Below are 17,301 nucleotides of genomic sequence, written 5' to 3' on the forward strand. Positions count from 1 at the left end.
TATCCTCTATTTGGCGTTAAAGAAGAGAGAATACGAAGGGGGAGCCTATATGAAAAAGATAAATCTACTAGCCCTTTTAGCAGTCATTTCAGTAATCATTGTTGGATGTTTCAATACAGGGAATAAGGATAAAGTGAATCAAACCCTGATCGATCTGAGCTCTGTTAATTCCATAACAATCCAGAACGATAGCGGTGAATCCATGACCATAACGGACAATAATTTAATAGAACAATTCAATGAAGCCATACATACTGCTGAGTATGACAGCGCCAAGCTTGATATTGCAGCACCCGATTATGAAGCTACTGTTGAATTGAAGAATAAAGAAAACGAAAAGTTCTCATTCTGGATTAATGGCGAGAATAATGGTCTTTTCACCAAATCAGGACAAAATGGTCATTACAAGCTGCCGGAAACAAAAAAAGTAGTTTTACTTGATTTATTTCAACCCAATGAGCAACAAGTAGAAGCCGATAATCTAAAAATTGACGAGGAAATTAAGCGAATCACAGTAGCGAAATCTCTAGCACATGGTTCAGTGAATGCTAACATAAAGGCTGAATACATAGATCATGAAAGCATAGAAACTTTCGTCCGAGCCATCCGTACCGCTGTACAAATACCAGGAAATTTAAATACCGCAACGCCTAACTATGATATTGTTCTAATTTCAAATAATAATAAATATGCCTTTCATCTATGGATTAACGAAACAAGCGAGCAAGGCATGTTAATGAATGTGAACGAAACAAGCACAGGCTACACACTTACTAAGGAATCAACTATCGAGTTAAAAAAGCTTATATTCTTGGAAGCAAACTTTAAGGGGCTGGAGTTTAATGCAGTACGGAGCTCAAATGGAGAACTGGTGGCTAAACCAATTGGCATAACCGAAAATAACTATCTATTAAACGGTGGGGCAGTGGTTGAATTACAAGGAATCTTATATCATACCATTCATTTTTTCTATGGCGACCATAATGCAGTTAACGCTTTACTAGCCCATGATCCTGCTACGGATGAGGTGATGGTGAAATGGAGCGATGAGCTGATCGATACCGATAACCGTTGGAACAATGCATTTATGAACAACTATAATATGCTAATCAAGTTGGACGAGGATCATCTATTATTTCTGGAATCGGATCTGACGAAAGAAGCTGGGAAATATCATTTGTCCTCTTATAATGTTGTTACAGGAGATATTGAACGACTTCGGGAAGACTTTTGGCCGCTTTCTGATGATTCTGACTACATCTATAAATTCCAGTGGAATGTGGATGAACAAATATTATTTATGCAAAGTTACCTCGGCAATGTATGGTTGTTTGATCTGAGGAAAGGAAAGGACGATGTGCATCTTCTAAAATATCCGGTAATCCCTCACTCGACGACCGGTGCGCCATCCCTGTTTCTTTCACCAACCTTTAAGAGATTTGTACATGATGATGAGAGCGGCCAATTAACCTTTTACGATAATAAAGGAGCTTCGCTACGCACTGTAGCTTTACCACAAGAGCAATATGTACCTTCTGAGAAAATAAAGTGGAACCCGGTGGGCACGATTGCCTGGATGGATACAGCAGAGATCAACCAAAACCGAATCCATGACATCGATATCGATTATTTGAAAATCGCTCCCCAAAAAATTTATTTTTATAATCAGGATGGGCTTCCCATCGGCTCCATTAAGACTGAAAGCGACCAAGAAGATGCAGCGGTTGAAGTTGTAGGATGGATGGACGCTAATGTAGCTGTGATAAAATCCTATTCCGTAGAACTTTTGTACAAGGATACTATAGGGCTGAAGGTTAAGAATGTTTCTTATTATCTCTATGATGTAAAGAAGAAGCAGAAGGGGGCTAACTTGTCGTCCATCCCCGCCAAAGCAACTGTAATTTTAGATCATCGCCTGGATGATGCTGATAATGAAGGCAATATCACTGTGAGTTTTAAAGAAATTACCTATAAAAAAGGAAATTAAATGAGCCTCGGAAGTTCGCCGCAATGATCACATAAGGTCATTGGGAAGCTTCCCGAGGCTTCTTTTTTTAATTTCAAGAGAACGGTTAAGAAGACGTTATATTCATCGAGTAAGTCTGTCTCGAATTTTATATTTATCCTGCTGTTGTACGGACTGAGGTTAGTAGGTCTAGTTGGAAACCCTGTACCAGGGTTTCCCCGTTCATAAGATCGGTCTCATACGCCCGTTTGAAGCCTAAGCGATAGTAGAGCTTGATTGCTGAAGCCATCATTTCTGAGGTATGCAGATTTAAAGTGGTGGCTCCTAACTCACGAGATCTCCTAGCAGCTTCGTGAATTAGATGGGTTGCAACACCGAGGCCGCGAGCGGATGGGGATACGGCAAGCAGGCGTAGGATAGGGGAGTGAATGCCTAACTCTGGTTTACCGTAAGCCGTTTCCGAGGAGCTAAACAAGAGTGTGCTACCAATGATTTTCTTGTCGATTTCAGCGATGATCCGCATAATCGGGGCATCGCCATGGACAGATTCAAGAAGTGATTTCCGGTACGCTAGCCACAACGGCTCGGGCATAATTTCCGAGTATTGGTGGTAAGCGTCCAGTATCACTTCAGCGATGGCATCACGGTCATTATTCTCAGCTTCACGGATAATAATCTTTTGTGACATAATCTCGCGATCCCCTTTCAGTTAATGTATAGTTCATACGAATGAAGTCATTATAAACGATAATTCCGAGTTATATAAGGGGTATTTTATTATTTTGATAAATGAATAGAAAAGCTCTATATGAAATAAACATAACAGTCGATTATAAAGGGATTCACTATAGCTTCTGTAGTTTCGAATTTTAAATTATTAATCATTTATGAATGAAATTTTGTGGAAATCCGATTATTTTACACGGAATTTAAGTTGACAAAAAATAGGGGGGTGCATAAGATATAAACAAAATCTATAGGAAAGCATCGTTCTATTTCATTGTTTTTTCATCGGAATAGTAAAATTAATATTAGTTTAGGGGGAGTAGGGATGAACATTGAAAATATTGAGGCTTTTGTCTACATTAACCATTATGGAAGCTTCAATAAAGCGGCCGAAGTCCTATATATCTCTCAGCCGACAGTTACGGCACGGATTCAATCGCTCGAAAGGGAATTGGATTGCAGAGTGTTTGATCGGTTAGGTAAGCAGATTAGCCTAACGGATAAAGGTAAGCAATTTCTTCCCTATGCCCAGCAGATTCTCCAGATCTATCAGAACGGTAAATATCAGGTTCAGGCCAAGGGGCTTATTCCAAATGAACTGAGGATCGGCAGTACTGTCTCGGTATCCAATTATTTAATGCCGCATCTGATGCTTCATTTGAAGCGCAGGTATCCGCATATCACGATCAAGCTGACGACAGCTTCTACGGAAGTATTGATTGATAAGCTGAAATCGAAAGAGCTAGATCTGGCTTTTATCCGTAAGGTCGTAAATCCAGCCATTCAAGCCTTTCCTTTCTGCGAAGACCCCATTTCGCTGTATGTAGAGAAGGGGCATCGCTTAGCTAAGGCACAACGTACATCGCTGGAAGATATTCGCCAGGAGACGTTAGTCTTTTTTGAATGCGGGTCTTTGGATTGGATGCGACTGCACCGAGTATTTGAAAGCATGGAACAGCCGCCGAAAATTGAATATCAGGTGGATAACCTGGAGACAGCCAAGAAGCTGGTGTTGAAAAAAGCAGGTATCTGTTTCCTTCCGGCACTTAGTGTGCAAGAGGAAGTAGCAGCTGGGACGTTAGTACGGGTGGATATTGCGGAGACGGAAGGCATCTCCTTACGTACCAGCCTGATTTCACTAAATGGGGAGAACGCTGAATTCATAGAAACTCTACTTGAACTCGGGATTGGTAAAACGGGAGATCGACTAATTGTATAGATGTATTAAAAAACTCTATTAGCGCATGGACACATGCAGTGATAAAGTTAATTGCATATAATGACGACTATTTCGATAGGAATTATAAATTTAATTTCGGAAGGATGGAGGGCTTGCGATGAGTGAGACATACAGACTGGCAGAACTGCAAGATGCGGAGATTTTGCTTGAGGTTACATATCGAGCGTATGAGCTGATTCGTGAGCTCGGGCTGCATTGGCCGGCGGCTACAGCTGACTTGGCACTTATTGAAGACAATATTGCTACGAATGAGTGTTATGTGCTTGAAGTTGATGGAACGATAGTTGCGACGATAACACTTTCAAAAGAAGAAGAGATTAAGAAGATTAGCCCACTGCCTTTTATTAAATGGTTTGCTGCTCATCCGGATTACAGTAACAGAGGTTATGGTGGAAAGCTTCTGGATTGGGTGGAAGAGCACATTATTGCTGGACAATTGGGTTCGGCTGCGGTCACGCTGGCAACGGCGAAGAAGCACCCATGGTTAGTTCAAATGTATGAACGCCGGGGATATGAACGGTTTCTGGAACTGGATCAGCAGAATGGTGACGGCATTATGTTTCTGATGAAAAAAACACTTATAGATAAACCACAAATCATTCAAAGGGGATAGAACAATGAAAAAGTCCATTTCATTAGTAATTGCATCGTTATTGACACTGGCGATAGCAGGTTGCGGAAATAACAGCACGAACAGTAGTCAGAATGGAAATGCAGCCGAAGCTTCGGCAACGGCAAATAGTTCGACAAAGGTAACTAAGATCATCATAGGCACGGGTACTGCTTTTCCGAAGGTCTGCTTCATAGATGAGAACGGCAAGCTTACAGGCTTCGATGTGGAACTGCTCAAAGAAATCGATAAGCAGCTGCCTGAATATGAATTCGAGTTTCAAACCATGGATTTCAGCAATTTACTGCTGAGTCTGGAAACTAAAAAAATCGACCTGGTTGCCCATGTCATGGAGAAAAATCCAGAGCGGGAGTTGAAATATTCTTTTAACAAAGAAGCCTATGCCCACTGGAGAAACCGCATCGTAGTGGCGAAGGATAATGACTCGATCCAATCACTGGATGATCTTAAAGGAAAAAAGGTATTAGTCGGTGCGACAAGCGCACAAGCGCAAATTCTGGAGAACTACAATAAAGAGCACGACAATGCGATTAATATCGTGTATCAGAACGGTGCAGCGAATGATACCGTCGCACAGATTAGTACTGGGCGTGTGGACGCTACGCTGGCTGCAGATTTTGTCCTGCCGATCATTGATCCGCAGAGTCAGCTAAAAGCTACGGGCGACGAGCTGTCCTCCGCGGACATTCTCTATGTTTTCCGTAAGGATGATGCCGATTCACAAAAGCTGTCAGATGCGATTGACAGTGCGATTAAAGAGCTGAAAACGGACGGAACACTGGGTAAGCTGAGCACGGAATGGCTGGGTGCGGATGTTACAGCGGATTCGGTTAAATGATTGAGCCGGTGAGCACGGGAAGGGAGGGAATATATGGGCGCACAGTTTGATATCAGTTTTGTATTTTCGTTTTTGCCTAAGTTACTAGGGACTTTAAGCACCACGCTTCTGATTGTCGCCTGTTCTCTACTGACAGGAATTATTGTCGGCTTTCTCGTAGCTCTGCCAAGACTTTATAAAGTGCCTGTGTTAAAGACCCTCTCCGAAATCTATATTTCTTTTTTTCGGGGAACTCCGATTCTTATCCAGCTCTTCTTGTTTTATTATGGTCTGCCTGAAATCATGAAGCTGGTCCATGTGGATATGACCCGAACTCCAGTACTTGTCTTTGTTATTCTAACCTACGGTCTGCATACGGGAGCATACATGTCTGAAATGATTAGGGCTTCTGTGATGGCGGTGGATAAGGGGCAGGTGGAGGCTGCATATGCTGCGGGGATGACGGGGTTTCAAGCTTTTACACGAATCGTGCTGCCCCAAGCGCTAGGTATAGCAGTTCCTGTATTCTCCAATCTAGTAATTGCACTACTGAAAGATACGTCATTAGCTTTTACCCTCGGGGTGATGGAAATGTCAGGTAAAGCTCAGACGCTTGGCAGCTTAACACAGCATTTTATTGAAACCTATATCGCGCTTGCGCTTATTTATCTGGTCATCAGCTTTACGATTGAGAAGCTGCTGCTTGTAGCAGAACACCATCTGCTACGGCATGAAAAGCGAAATACGCCTGAGAAAAAATTGTTTAAAATCAACAAAAGCTGGTCCTACCGACGCATTATTGCAGAATTGGGACCGGGTAAAGGAGGCACCGGATTATGAAACTGGACCCCTCGTTTATATGGACTGCTCTGGTACAAATTCTGAGTGCAATTCCTACGACCTTATATATTACCGTTGTCTCTGTATTGATTGGTTTTGTGATTGGAGTGGCTGTAGCCTTGATCCGGCTATACAGAGTTCCACTGCTGCATCCGCTGGCCGTCGGTTATGTTACGTTCATCCGCGGGACACCGATGCTGACGCATCTGCTGCTTATATATTTTGGGCTTCCTGTGCTCATTGATGGTCTGGCGGCGCATTTCGGCTGGAGCTTTAGGTCGGTTTCGATTCCGATGATCGGTTTTGCTTATATTTCATTCTCGATTACTGCTGGAGCTTATATGTCTGAGGTCGTCCGTTCCGGTCTGCTCGCTGTGGATCGTGGTCAGCTAGAAGCGGCCCACTCTATCGGTATGACTACGCCCCAAGCACTAAAGCGGATTGTTTTTCCTCAAGCGCTGGCGGCAAGTCTGCCTAATCTTTCGAATTCAGTAATCGGTATGCTGCACGGATCTACCCTTGCTTTTACGGTTTCGGTGGTGGATATCAATGCTAAGGCACAGATTGTGGCTTCAACGAACTGGAAGTTTTTCGAGGCATATCTGGCGGCAGCACTGATCTTCTGGGCACTAACGTTTCTGATCGAACGCGTGACATCGGTCATTGAGAAAAGGATTAATCTGTACAATCGAGGTGGAGTAGCATGATCAAACTTGCGCAAATTTCGAAGTCATTCGGTCGGAATCAGGTGTTAAACAATATAGATTTAACGGTGACGAAGGGAGAGGTTGTCGTCATTCTCGGCCCCAGTGGCTCCGGCAAAACGACTCTCTTACGTTGCGTGAATTATCTGGAGAAGCCAAGCAGCGGAGAGATCGCCATTGGCGATTTCAAAGTGAACTGCAAACATGCCCGCAAAAAGGAGATTCATCAGCTTAGGCAAAAAACGGCAATGGTATTTCAGCAGTACAATTTGTTCCGTCATAAAACCGCGCTGGAGAACGTGATGGAAGGGCTGTTAATTGTCAAAAAGCTTCCGAAGGACGAAGCGAGAAAGCGGAGCATAGCACTGCTTGAAAAGGTTGGTCTTGCCAGCAAGCTGGATGCTTACCCGAGTCAGCTGTCCGGAGGTCAGCAGCAGCGTGTAGGGATTGCCCGAGCCTTGGCGCTTGAGCCAGAGGTTATATTGTTCGATGAACCAACATCGGCGCTGGACCCTGAGCTAGTGGGTGAGGTGCTGGCTGTTATCCGAAAAATTGCCAAGGAAGGCATCACAATGATTGTAGTCACCCATGAAATGGGGTTTGCCCGCGATGTGGCGAATCATGTGGTTTTTATGGACGGAGGCGTCATTGTTGAAGAAGGAACGCCGACAGAGCTGTTTAATCATCCGCGCGAAGAAAGAACGAAGCAGTTCCTGAGGCGAATCACACCTGAATTCAACTATTCCATATAGGAGGAAAAACAATGGCTATTACAATCAGCGTACTTGATCAAAGTCCGATCTATCCGGGAGAAACGCCAGAGGAAGCATTCCAGCATACCATTAAGCTGGCACAACTGTCTGAGGAGCTTGGATTTCATCGATTCTGGGTTTCCGAGCATCATGACTCTGAGCAGGTAGCCGGTTCTTCTCCAGAAGTACTCATCTCACATCTGCTGGCCAAAACAGAGCGCATCCGCATTGGCTCCGGTGGCATCATGCTCCAGCATTACAGTCCGTACAAGGTGGCGGAGAACTTCAATGTGCTGTCTACACTGGCTCCTGGCCGAGTGGATCTCGGAGTGGGACGCGCTCCCGGTGGACTCCCGCGCAGCACACAAGCGCTTCAGCAGGAAAGAACCGAATCCCCTAGCTTAACGGACAAAATCATCGAGTTGGAGAAATATGTGCATAACCGGCTCGAAGAAAACCACCCGCTGGCTGGTTTGAAGGCAGGTCCCCTTCCTGGTATTCCGCCTGAGCTGTATGTGCTTGGCGCGAGTGTAGGCAGTGCAGAGATTGCTGCTGAACTTGGATTACCTTATGTGTTCTCCCTATTTATTAATAGCGATAAGACAGTAGCGCTAGATGCTATTCGTGCTTACCGAAGCGGTTTTGTTTCTTCACAGGGCAGACAACCGCAAGCAATTATCGCTTTAGCACTAGTGGTGGCTGAGACCGAAGAGGAAGCGAAAGAACTGGCGGGCGCACATAAGTTGATTCGGATTCAGCTGGCAAGCGGGAAGAAGCTAACCGTTGGAACCCGGGAACAGGCGGAGGAGTTTGCCCGCCAGAGCAATGAAGCATACACGATTGAAGAGTTGGAACCAGAGATTACCAAAGGAACAAAGAACTCTGTACGTGAACAGCTGTTGGCACTTTCAGAGGCATCCGGTGTTGAGGAGTTCATCATAACTACGAATGTGCAGCCTTTTGACAAAAGGTACCGCTCCTTTGAGCTCCTGAGCGAAGCAATCGCTGAAGTGCCGGCAGAGGCATAAGCGGGCGGATCAGGATCACACAACAAATCGTTTAAAGGAGGGTGACTGTATATGACTAGTAAAGCTAAAGAGCTGAGTGCGGAAGCGCTTGGAGAAGAATTAATCGGGATACGCCGTCATCTGCATCGGCACCCGGAACTGTCGAACGAAGAATATGAGACAACAAAATATATTATTTCCCTGCTGGAGCGGGCAGGAGTCAGGGTCGTAGATTACGGTCTGTCTACCGGAGTGATCGCAGAAATTGGGGGCAAGCAGCCCGGTCCGGTCATCGCGCTGCGCGCAGATATCGATGCCTTGCCAATCCAGGAGGAAACTGGAGCAGCTTATGCTTCGTTGTATCCCGGCAAAATGCATGCCTGCGGACATGATTTCCATACGGCTGCCTTGATCGGTGCCGCCTATCAATTGAAGCAGCGAGAGGGTCAGTTACTAGGAACGGTACGCCTGTTGTTTCAACCGGCTGAAGAGAAGGCGCAAGGGGCACAGCGGATCATTGCTAGCGGGGCGCTAGAAGAAGTCCGGGCAGTAATCGGGCTGCATAACAAGCCGGAACTGCCAGTCGGAACGATCGGTATTACGGCGGGCCCTTTAATGGCAGCGGCTGACGGGTTTGTGATTGAAGTGCAGGGTGGCAGTTCTCATGCTGCCGTTCCAGAAGCTGGGATAGACCCGATTGTAGCTGCTTCGCATATCGTGACTGCATTTCAATCCATTGTAAGTCGCAATGTCAGTCCCCTACAAAGTGCGGTGGTCAGTGTGACGCAGATTCACAGCGGAAATTCATGGAATATCATCCCCGAAAAAGCCGTGCTTGAGGGTACAATCCGTACCTTTGATGAAACGGTGCGCAGCAAAGTACTTGACCGCTTTCGGGAAGTGGCGACTGGTGTGGCAGCTGCTCTTGGAGCAAAAGCCACTGTCCGCTGGATCGAAGGGCCGCCTCCGGTTATCAACGACGCCGCCTTAGCGGCGTTAGGGGTAGAGTCGGCTGAAGCTCTTGGCTACCGAGCAGTCAAACCAGAGCTTTCACTGGCCGGAGAGGATTTTGCCTTCTATCAGCGCGTGGTACCGGGATTGTTCGTCTTTATAGGTACTGAAGGAAGCCAAGAATGGCATCATCCAGCCTTCAATCTGGATGAACAGGCACTGCCTGCGGCAGCACGTTTCCTTGCGGATGCGGCTGTACGTTCCCTAAAGTACTACGATTCCGGTGGAGGTGCAGAATTATAGCTGAACATAAGAGTTACGATGTAATTATCGTAGGCGCAGGCTCGATGGGCATGAGCGCTGGTTACAATCTTGCGAGGCGCGGAGTGAAGACGCTACTAGTGGATGCATTCGATCCTCCACATACACAGGGCAGCCATCACGGGGAATCCCGGCTGATCCGGCATGCTTACAGCGGTGACCCCGCCTACACTGATTTAGCTTTACGGGCAGATACACTATGGAAAGAAGCGGAACTGTTGAGCGGAACAGAACTCCTTGTCCGCTCAGGTGTCTTGAATCTCGCGGATAGCGCAGTGTATTCCTTCAACGGTCGTCTCGAAGAAGCGAAGAAACGGAAGGTGCAGGTCCATCATCTGGATGCCGAAGAGATCCGGCGGCGCTGGCCGGCATTGAACATACCAGAATCATTCGCGGCAATGTATGAACCAGATGCCGGATATTTGTACAGCGAACGCTGTATTTCCGCCTACCGTCAGCTTGCCCTTGGACATGGTGCGGAACTGTTGACGAACACTCCAGTAGTGAATGTCACCGCTCGCGAAGGCAGCGTTACGGTTCATACGACACATGGCGATTATCACGGAGCGGCAGCTATTCTTAGTGCCGGAGCTTGGTTTGGCAAATTGGCACCTTTTGTACATTTGCCGATTAAAGCAATCCGCAAAGTTGTGGGCTGGTTTGAGAGCTCCCCTGCTTTTACTGCTGGTAATTTCCCTGGCTTTACGTTAGGAGCAGAGGAAGGTGGCTATTACGGATTTCCCAGCATAGATGGAGCTGGCCTAAAGATCGGCCGGCATGATACAGGGCTGGAATGGAAGCCGGGTACACAGCTTGCCCCGTTCGGAAGTGAAGCCAGCGATGAGGGTGACCTCCGCAAGGTACTGGAGTCTTACATGCCCGGTGCAGCTGGTCGATTGCTAAAAGGTTCTGCATGTAAATATGAGCATACGCCTGATGAAGATTTCATTATAGACTGCCATCCGCTCCATTCCAATGTGCTGATAGCGGGAGGGTTTTCGGGGCATGGTTTTAAATTTTCTAGTGTTGTGGGTGAAATACTGGCTGACATAGCGATCGGTGGAGTTACAACTCATAACATCCAGCCTTTTTCGTTATCTCGTTTCGCACCACAGGATCATTCGCGAACAAGTCATATATTGGAGGGGATTTAATGAGCAGAGTTCAAATCAGTGATTATCTAAGGACGTATCATCAATTAGTAAAGTCGACCGCCGGGTTAACGGAGGAACAACTGAAATGGAAGGCAGAACCCGCCAGTTGGAGTGTGACTGAGGTACTGACTCATCTGGCTGATCACAGCATCGTAGTTTCGTTCCGCATTCGTGATATTCTCGCTGTTACGACTGCACAGCTTCCAGTCTTCAATCAGGATGCTTGGGTCAGCGGTCAGTACGCCAACAGCGGCAATGCTTCCGACAATCTGGAGCTGTTCCGCAGCCTGCTTTACTATAACAGCCTTTTGTTTGAACGGCTTAGCGAAGAAGATTGGGAGAAAAGCGGAATTAATTTCAAAGGGGAGACCGTGAAAATTTCCGATATCGTGCACGGCTTCACTGGACATGTGGAGAGACATCTTGGTCAGATCGAGCGAATCAAACAGGGCGCAGCTAATGCATCGTTTGTGCAATGATTGCTTCCGAAGTCAGTTTTGCATGAAGTGAAATCAAGGAAGCTTATGCTCACAAAACTTTTAGGAGGAATGAACATGACCAAACCAAGACAACTGAAGCTGGGTGCACTGCTGCATGGGGTAGGGGGCAGCACGTCGATGTGGCGCCATCCAGATGCCAAACCAGATGCCAGTGTAAACTTTGAATTATACAAAGAGTGGGTACAGAAGGCAGAAGAAGGCAAGTTGGATCTGATCTTCATCGCAGACGGTCTGTACATTAATGAAAAGTCCATTCCTCATTTCCTTAACCGGTTTGAGCCGCTGACTATTCTTAGCGCACTCGCAGCCGTCAGCACTAACATCGGTTTAGTTGGTACCTTGTCTACCTCGTACAGTGAACCATTTACCGTAGCGCGTCAATTCGGCTCACTGGATGTAATCAGCGGCGGCCGGGCCGGCTGGAATGTGGTGACTTCACCTCTGGAAGGTTCTGCGTCAAATTACAGCAAAAAAGAGCATCCTGACCATGGCAAGCGCTACCGCATTGCCACCGAATATTTGCAGGTGACACGCGGACTATGGGATTCTTGGGAGGATGATGCGTTTGTACGAGACAAGGAATCAGGTGTATTCTTTGATCCGCAAAAAATGCATACCCTGGACCATCAAGGAGAGTTCTTCTCTGTGAAGGGGCCGCTGAATATTGCTCGTTCGAAACAGGGGCAGCCAGTTGTATTTCAGGCAGGATCCTCGGAAGTCGGTAAGAATTACGCCTCCAAGGAAGCAGATGCTATCTTCACTGGACACGAAACGCTAGAAGATGCCCAAGCATTCTATAACGATGTTAAGACACGGGTAGCTTCGTTTGACCGGAATCCGGATGAAGTGCTGATCTTCCCTGGAATTGCTCCAATCATCGGTGACACGCCTGAGGAGGCAGAGCGCAAGTACCAGGAGGTTGCTGGCCTTGTAACGATTGAGAATGCACTGAACTACTTAGGCAGATTCTTCGAGCATCATGATTTCTCGCAATATCCACTGGATGAGCCGTTCCCTGAGCTTGGTGAGTTGGGGCGCAATAGCTTTCAGAGCGGCACGGATAAAATCAAAAAGGATGCGAAGGAGAAAGGCTTGACGCTTCGACAGGTTGCCTTACAATCGGCTACCCCACGCAGCAGCTTCATTGGCACACCGGAGCAAGTAGCTGATCAGATTCAATCTTGGTTTGAGAGTGGTGGGGCAGATGGATTTATGATCGCGGCTGCCGTCCCTAACGGACTAGAGGAATTCATCGATCGGGTGGTGCCGATTCTGCAGGAGCGGGGTTTGTTCCGCACTGAATACGAAAGTGACACGCTGCGTGGAAACCTCGGCATACCGTTGCCGGAGAACCGTTATTCCAAAGCTTCTCAACCAGCAGGGCAAATTTGACGGTTGATCCAGTATTCGCAATCCACCAAAACTCGAATATTGCGGAGATGATGCATTACGTCGGCCAGCTGCAGGATGAAATGATTGAATACCGTCGTGATTTGCATGCCCATCCGGAGCTACTGTATGATGTCGTCCGCACTTCTAATAAAGTAGCAGAATTGTTAGAGGAGTGGGGGATCACAGTACGGAGAAATGTCGGCAAACATTTCGGAATGGGAGTGGTCGGCCTCCTGCAAGGCTTAGCAGACAATGGCAATAGTGGGCCTACTCTTCTTCTAAGGGCTGATATGGATGCCCTGCCGATACAAGAGTGCAATGAGTTACCTTACAAGTCAGTCAATGACGGCATCATGCACGCCTGTGGCCATGATGCCCATACCGCTATGCTGTTGGGGGCTGCCCGAACCTTGGCAGCCTTCCGGGAACGATTGATGGGTACGATCATTTTCGTCTTCCAGCCAGCTGAGGAAGGCGCGGTCAAGAGTCCGCTTGATGGAAGATTACTCTCAGGCGGCCGCGATCTCATTGAGGATAACGTGCTGGAAGGTGTCGACTATGCCTACGCGCTACATGTCATGCCAGAGCTTCTGGTAGGAACGCTTGGTATTCACCCTCATGATGCCATGGCAGCGTCAAGCCATTTTAAGGTGGAATTTCAGGGAACATCCGGTCATCATAGTGCTCCGCACAGAGCTGTAGATGCGATCCAGATGGCGGCACGATATATAGGAGAGATTAACGGAATGATGGCTAATCGAATCGATCCGCAGGAGGCGGCGGTGTTGGCCTTCGGAACGTTGCAGGCTGGTACTGCTGTTAATGTGATCGCTGAACACAGTGAACTGACAGGAACATTCAGAGCGTTTACCAAGACGACGGTAGCTGCAATTACAAATGGTTTACAGCGCCATGCTGCAGCTATAGCTGAGTCTTACGGAGGGAAATACAAGCTGGAGCTGCGTGAAGGAATTGCAGTAGTGAACAACGCGGAAGCGGTTCAGCAGGTGCTTCACGCAGCCCGTGCAGTTCTAGGAGAGGACCAGGTAATACTGCTGGAGCAGCCAAGTCTGGCTGGTGAGGATTTTGGTTGGTATCTTGATAAAGTTCCTGGTGCCTTCGCCTTTATTGGTTGCGGTAATAAGGAGAAGGGAATAGTCCATGCTATCCATCAGCCACAGTTTAATATCGATGAAGCGATGCTAGGTCATGGTGCGAGGATACTGGTTAGACTCGCAATACAGCATAATGGATCGGCCAGCGGCAAACAAAAGTAAAAGGTACCCCAATGGGATACCTTTTACTTTTGTTTAGGCTTGTCAACTCACCAGAAATACGTTCCGAATGTGTAACCGTTTTTCCCAAAGAATGTTATCTCCCCGCTTGTCACGCCCTCAGGAATGTCAAAAAACATGCCTTGTTTACCCGAGATATCATAGGTGTGAGTTACTCTCTTATCATGAACTTTGTAACTTACCTCGAAATGACTGAATTGCTTCTTAAGACCTTGATCGAACATACCGACACTAACGAGTTGTCCGCTCCTCTTCACTTGGACGTCGTCTCCATCATCCCCCATGCCTAAATCCATACTCCAGTCCAAACTCCCGTTTTTTAAACGATCGACGTATTTCAACGTAAGCGATTCTACGCCATCTTCCTCTTCGATATGTAAGAGTACAGCTGTATATTTATCAATAATCCGAGAATCCAGAACTGGGAGTCCGCTCAAAATAGCAAATTCAGTTAACTCCTGCTCTGTTATTGCCTCTCCTGAGGGGTCATCCAGCTCGATAGGCTTCATTCCTAGCCAATCATCCCACTCCTCAGGAGATTCGAGTTCAGCACGAAAGTCATCATCTGTGGTAATGATCGCTGTTCTAGTTGCTACATCCCAATCAACAGAGATTCCGATTCGTTCGGCAATAGCGCGCAATGGAACCATAATATCACTGCCGGAGAGATAAGGTGTAGGACTCTTCCAATCGATCCAGACATCAGAATCCTCTATCTCTTCGTTGTAATCGCTAAACATATAATCACTTTTATCCGGATAAATAGAAAGTGCTCCATTAAAATGTGAAATAAACACATGTGGATAAGGGTTATCTATAAACTTCGTAATATCGGCTTGAATGTCGGGATGCTCAAAAATGTGGGTTGGAACGAAGGTTTTTCCCTCTATTAAAGTAGGCAACTCATCTTGAAAGGAAAAGTTTATGCCATTAATTGTAACGGAGGGTTGGATTGCAGAACGTTGGATAGAATCGGATAACTTCGGTACAACAGAAGCCGATGCGAAGATCGGAGTCGAATTGGAAGCTGATAAGAAAAGAATAAGTAATACGTTCATGAAGCGGCGGTTGTGCATATACAATTCTCCTTTTTTTGTTTATCACTTTAATAATCAAATCAATATCCTAAATATACCATGTGGAGATTATTATAGGGGATTCTTAGCACAAGGCTTAAATCAAGTAGTTTTTTCTTAACAGGATCATTAGTTTGACATTATGCAAGCACTTAACTATACTTATTATAGTGACTTACTTAAATATATTGAATCGACAAATCATAAATGAATTCTAACTTTTTAAAGAAAAGAGGGTAATCATGGAACAATATCGGATCAATGCAGACAATGGCTTAGAGTTTGGACTTTATACATTAGGTGATCATCTAGCGAACCCTGAAACTGGGAGCCGAATATCTGCCAAACAACGCATACGTGAAATTATTGACTTGGCTCAATTAGCGGAGCAAGCAGGAATTGATTTTTTTAGTGTAGGAGAGAGTCATCAAGAGTATTTTGCTACTCAGGCGCATACCGTTGTGCTGTCAGCTATTGCACAGGCTACTAAGAAAATGAAAATAGGTAGCTCATCTACGATTATAAGCACCTCTGATCCGGTTAGGGTGTACGAAGATTTCGCTACAATTGATTTGATCTCAAATGGTCGAGCTGAAATAATAGCTGGCCGTGCCTCTAGAGTGGGGTTATATGAACTATTGGGCTATGATCTTAATGATTATGAGGAATTATTTGAAGAAAAATTCGACTTGTTATTAAAGATAAATGAAAACGAAGTTATGAATTGGAAGGGAGAATTTCGTAACCCTCTCAAAAATGCAAGAATCCTCCCCCGTCCTGAAGAGGGAAACTTACCGATATGGAGAGCTGTAGGGGGGACTTCTGCCAGTGCGATCAAAGCAGGCATTGCAGGTGTTCCTATGTTTTTGGCCCATTTAGGGGGTCCCGCTGTCTTGTTCAAAAGATCCATTGATGCTTATCGTGAAGCTGCAAGTCAGAACGGATTCGATCCGTCGAAGCTGCCTGTAGCGACTGCTGGATTCTTTTACGCGGATGAAACGACACAGAAGGCACAAAGAGCCTATTATCCATATATAAACGAAGGAATGAAATTAACCAATGGACGTGGTTTTCCTAAACAGGCGTTTGCTCAAGGAGCCGATCCCCGCGATGTTATGAATATTGGTAGCCCACAGGAAATCATTGAAAAAATTCTATATCAACATGAACTCTTCGGCCATCAACGATATATCGCACAAATGGATTTTGGTGGCGTACCTTTTGGAAATTTAATGAAAAACATAGATTTAATTGGTTCTGAAATTCTACCAGCTATTAAAAAATATACGGCAAAAAAATAAACTCCAGGAGGTCAGAATTATGAAAATCGTAGCATTATCAGGGTCAAAGATAGGATCGAAAACCAGAATCGCTATGAATTACACAATAAATTCGTTTCATGAAAAGTACAAAGATGCAGAAGTTACGCTTCTAGATCTGGCGGAGTATGATGTTCAATTCAGTGATGGTCGCAATTATCTGGAATACGAAGGGGACACCAAGTACGTAATTCAAACGATCATGGAAGCAGATGTTATCGTAATCGGAACGCCTATATTTCAAGCTTCCATCCCAGCAACACTAAAGAATATATTCGATTTAGCACCCGAAAAAGCATTTCAACACAAGGTTGTAAGTATGCTCGTCACGGCAGGTTCTGCACGTCACTATCTGGTAGCTGAGCAGCAATTGAAACCATATTGGCCTATATGAAAGCGCAAATTGTTCAAACGTATGTATTTATAGAAGAGAAGGATTTTTATCGAAAAGAAATAGTAAATGATGATGTGCTATTCCGTATAGTCCGCTTAGTGGAAGATACCTATGTATTCTCTGAGACCTATGCCAAAATTCGAGAGGCTGAAGAAGCTAAATATGGTTTCTAAGAAAGATCGAAATAGGCTAACATTTCGCAAACTAGTTACTATT

Annotated in this window: 16 protein-coding genes and 1 pseudogene; 15 read left to right on the forward strand and 2 right to left on the reverse strand. The window is 45.7% G+C overall.

The genetic code is table 11. From position 1 onward, the window contains the following. Positions 1-49: 49 nt before the first annotated feature. On the forward strand, positions 50-1,987 hold the full coding sequence (locus NSS87_RS15280; protein WP_339248299.1) for a hypothetical protein: 1,938 nt from the start codon (positions 50-52) through the stop codon (positions 1,985-1,987). Positions 1,988-2,120: 133 nt separating this feature from the next. On the opposite strand, the gene NSS87_RS15285 is transcribed toward NSS87_RS15280, so the two are convergent. Beyond that, the gene (locus tag NSS87_RS15285; protein WP_339248302.1) at positions 2,121-2,654 is read right to left on the reverse strand and encodes a GNAT family N-acetyltransferase; all 534 of its coding nucleotides are present in this window, start codon (positions 2,652-2,654) and stop codon (positions 2,121-2,123) included. Positions 2,655-3,017: 363 nt separating this feature from the next. Between NSS87_RS15285 and NSS87_RS15290 the strand changes: the two genes are divergently transcribed. The 12 genes from NSS87_RS15290 to NSS87_RS15345 all read left to right on the forward strand — a co-directional run bounded on the left by NSS87_RS15290 (position 3,018) and on the right by NSS87_RS15345 (position 14,278). After that, positions 3,018-3,911 carry a LysR family transcriptional regulator gene (locus NSS87_RS15290; protein ID WP_042188290.1) on the forward strand — a complete coding sequence of 298 codons (894 nt, stop codon included), beginning with the start codon at positions 3,018-3,020 and terminating at the stop codon, positions 3,909-3,911. 118 nt (positions 3,912-4,029) lie between these two features. Next, complete coding sequence (locus tag NSS87_RS15295) at positions 4,030-4,545, forward strand: GNAT family N-acetyltransferase (RefSeq protein WP_339248306.1); 516 nt, start codon at positions 4,030-4,032, stop codon at positions 4,543-4,545. Positions 4,546-4,549: 4 nt separating this feature from the next. Beyond that, a complete protein-coding gene (locus NSS87_RS15300; RefSeq protein ID WP_339248309.1) occupies positions 4,550-5,401 on the forward strand; it encodes a transporter substrate-binding domain-containing protein in 852 nt (283 codons plus the stop codon). Between the two features lie 33 nt (positions 5,402-5,434). Continuing rightward, a complete protein-coding gene (locus NSS87_RS15305; protein WP_076299747.1) occupies positions 5,435-6,220 on the forward strand; it encodes an amino acid ABC transporter permease in 786 nt (261 codons plus the stop codon). Continuing rightward, complete coding sequence (locus NSS87_RS15310) at positions 6,217-6,927, forward strand: amino acid ABC transporter permease (RefSeq protein ID WP_042188296.1); 711 nt, start codon at positions 6,217-6,219, stop codon at positions 6,925-6,927. Before NSS87_RS15305 ends, NSS87_RS15310 begins: the two co-directional genes overlap by 4 nt. Beyond that, on the forward strand, positions 6,924-7,676 hold the full coding sequence (locus tag NSS87_RS15315; protein WP_339248312.1) for an amino acid ABC transporter ATP-binding protein: 753 nt from the start codon (positions 6,924-6,926) through the stop codon (positions 7,674-7,676). Before NSS87_RS15310 ends, NSS87_RS15315 begins: the two co-directional genes overlap by 4 nt. 11 nt (positions 7,677-7,687) lie before the next feature. Then, entirely contained in the window at positions 7,688-8,704 is a 1,017-nt protein-coding gene (locus tag NSS87_RS15320; RefSeq protein WP_339248314.1) for an LLM class flavin-dependent oxidoreductase, read from the forward strand. A 51-nt stretch (positions 8,705-8,755) separates the two neighbouring features. After that, positions 8,756-9,937, forward strand: coding sequence for an amidohydrolase (locus NSS87_RS15325; RefSeq protein WP_339248316.1), 1,182 nt, complete (start codon positions 8,756-8,758; stop codon positions 9,935-9,937). Then, on the forward strand, positions 9,934-11,109 hold the full coding sequence (solA, locus tag NSS87_RS15330; RefSeq protein WP_339248579.1) for an N-methyl-L-tryptophan oxidase: 1,176 nt from the start codon (positions 9,934-9,936) through the stop codon (positions 11,107-11,109). The genes NSS87_RS15325 and solA overlap by 4 nt, the downstream gene beginning before the upstream one ends. Next, positions 11,109-11,588: a DinB family protein gene (locus NSS87_RS15335; protein WP_339248318.1), complete on the forward strand. Its 480-nt coding sequence runs from the start codon at positions 11,109-11,111 to the stop codon at positions 11,586-11,588. Before solA ends, NSS87_RS15335 begins: the two co-directional genes overlap by 1 nt. Positions 11,589-11,663: 75 nt before the next feature. After that, positions 11,664-13,001 (forward strand): LLM class flavin-dependent oxidoreductase, encoded by a 1,338-nt coding sequence (locus NSS87_RS15340; protein ID WP_042188307.1) that lies wholly within the window; start codon positions 11,664-11,666, stop codon positions 12,999-13,001. Next, the gene (locus tag NSS87_RS15345) at positions 12,998-14,278 is read left to right on the forward strand and encodes an amidohydrolase (protein WP_339248321.1); all 1,281 of its coding nucleotides are present in this window, start codon (positions 12,998-13,000) and stop codon (positions 14,276-14,278) included. Before NSS87_RS15340 ends, NSS87_RS15345 begins: the two co-directional genes overlap by 4 nt. Before the next feature lie 47 nt (positions 14,279-14,325). Here NSS87_RS15345 and NSS87_RS15350 read toward each other — a convergent pair whose 3' ends face one another. Continuing rightward, positions 14,326-15,372 carry a stalk domain-containing protein gene (locus tag NSS87_RS15350; protein WP_339248322.1) on the reverse strand — a complete coding sequence of 349 codons (1,047 nt, stop codon included), beginning with the start codon at positions 15,370-15,372 and terminating at the stop codon, positions 14,326-14,328. Positions 15,373-15,614: 242 nt separating this feature from the next. Here NSS87_RS15350 and NSS87_RS15355 point away from each other — a divergent pair, with 242 nt between their 5' ends. Next, a complete protein-coding gene (locus NSS87_RS15355) occupies positions 15,615-16,673 on the forward strand; it encodes an LLM class flavin-dependent oxidoreductase (RefSeq protein ID WP_339248324.1) in 1,059 nt (352 codons plus the stop codon). A 19-nt stretch (positions 16,674-16,692) separates the two neighbouring features. Further along, positions 16,693-17,258: pseudogene (locus NSS87_RS15360) on the forward strand (NADPH-dependent FMN reductase). Positions 17,259-17,301: the final 43 nt, after the last annotated feature.

Source organism: Paenibacillus sp. FSL F4-0243 (genome assembly GCF_037963295.1).
Lineage (GTDB): Bacteria > Bacillota > Bacilli > Paenibacillales > Paenibacillaceae > Paenibacillus_AQ.

Excerpts from the sequence above, each read along its gene's own strand:
- NSS87_RS15280 (WP_339248299.1), top strand. The coding sequence starts at position 50 with ATGAAAAAGATAAATCTACTAGCCCTTTTAGCAGTCATTTCAGTAATC.
- NSS87_RS15285 (WP_339248302.1), bottom strand. The coding sequence starts at position 2,654 with ATGTCACAAAAGATTATTATCCGTGAAGCTGAGAATAATGACCGTGAT.
- NSS87_RS15290 (WP_042188290.1), top strand. The coding sequence starts at position 3,018 with ATGAACATTGAAAATATTGAGGCTTTTGTCTACATTAACCATTATGGA.
- NSS87_RS15295 (WP_339248306.1), top strand. The coding sequence starts at position 4,030 with ATGAGTGAGACATACAGACTGGCAGAACTGCAAGATGCGGAGATTTTG.
- NSS87_RS15300 (WP_339248309.1), top strand. The coding sequence starts at position 4,550 with ATGAAAAAGTCCATTTCATTAGTAATTGCATCGTTATTGACACTGGCG.
- NSS87_RS15305 (WP_076299747.1), top strand. The coding sequence starts at position 5,435 with ATGGGCGCACAGTTTGATATCAGTTTTGTATTTTCGTTTTTGCCTAAG.
- NSS87_RS15310 (WP_042188296.1), top strand. The coding sequence starts at position 6,217 with ATGAAACTGGACCCCTCGTTTATATGGACTGCTCTGGTACAAATTCTG.
- NSS87_RS15315 (WP_339248312.1), top strand. The coding sequence starts at position 6,924 with ATGATCAAACTTGCGCAAATTTCGAAGTCATTCGGTCGGAATCAGGTG.
- NSS87_RS15320 (WP_339248314.1), top strand. The coding sequence starts at position 7,688 with ATGGCTATTACAATCAGCGTACTTGATCAAAGTCCGATCTATCCGGGA.
- NSS87_RS15325 (WP_339248316.1), top strand. The coding sequence starts at position 8,756 with ATGACTAGTAAAGCTAAAGAGCTGAGTGCGGAAGCGCTTGGAGAAGAA.
- NSS87_RS15335 (WP_339248318.1), top strand. The coding sequence starts at position 11,109 with ATGAGCAGAGTTCAAATCAGTGATTATCTAAGGACGTATCATCAATTA.
- NSS87_RS15340 (WP_042188307.1), top strand. The coding sequence starts at position 11,664 with ATGACCAAACCAAGACAACTGAAGCTGGGTGCACTGCTGCATGGGGTA.
- NSS87_RS15350 (WP_339248322.1), bottom strand. The coding sequence starts at position 15,372 with ATGCACAACCGCCGCTTCATGAACGTATTACTTATTCTTTTCTTATCA.
- NSS87_RS15355 (WP_339248324.1), top strand. The coding sequence starts at position 15,615 with ATGGAACAATATCGGATCAATGCAGACAATGGCTTAGAGTTTGGACTT.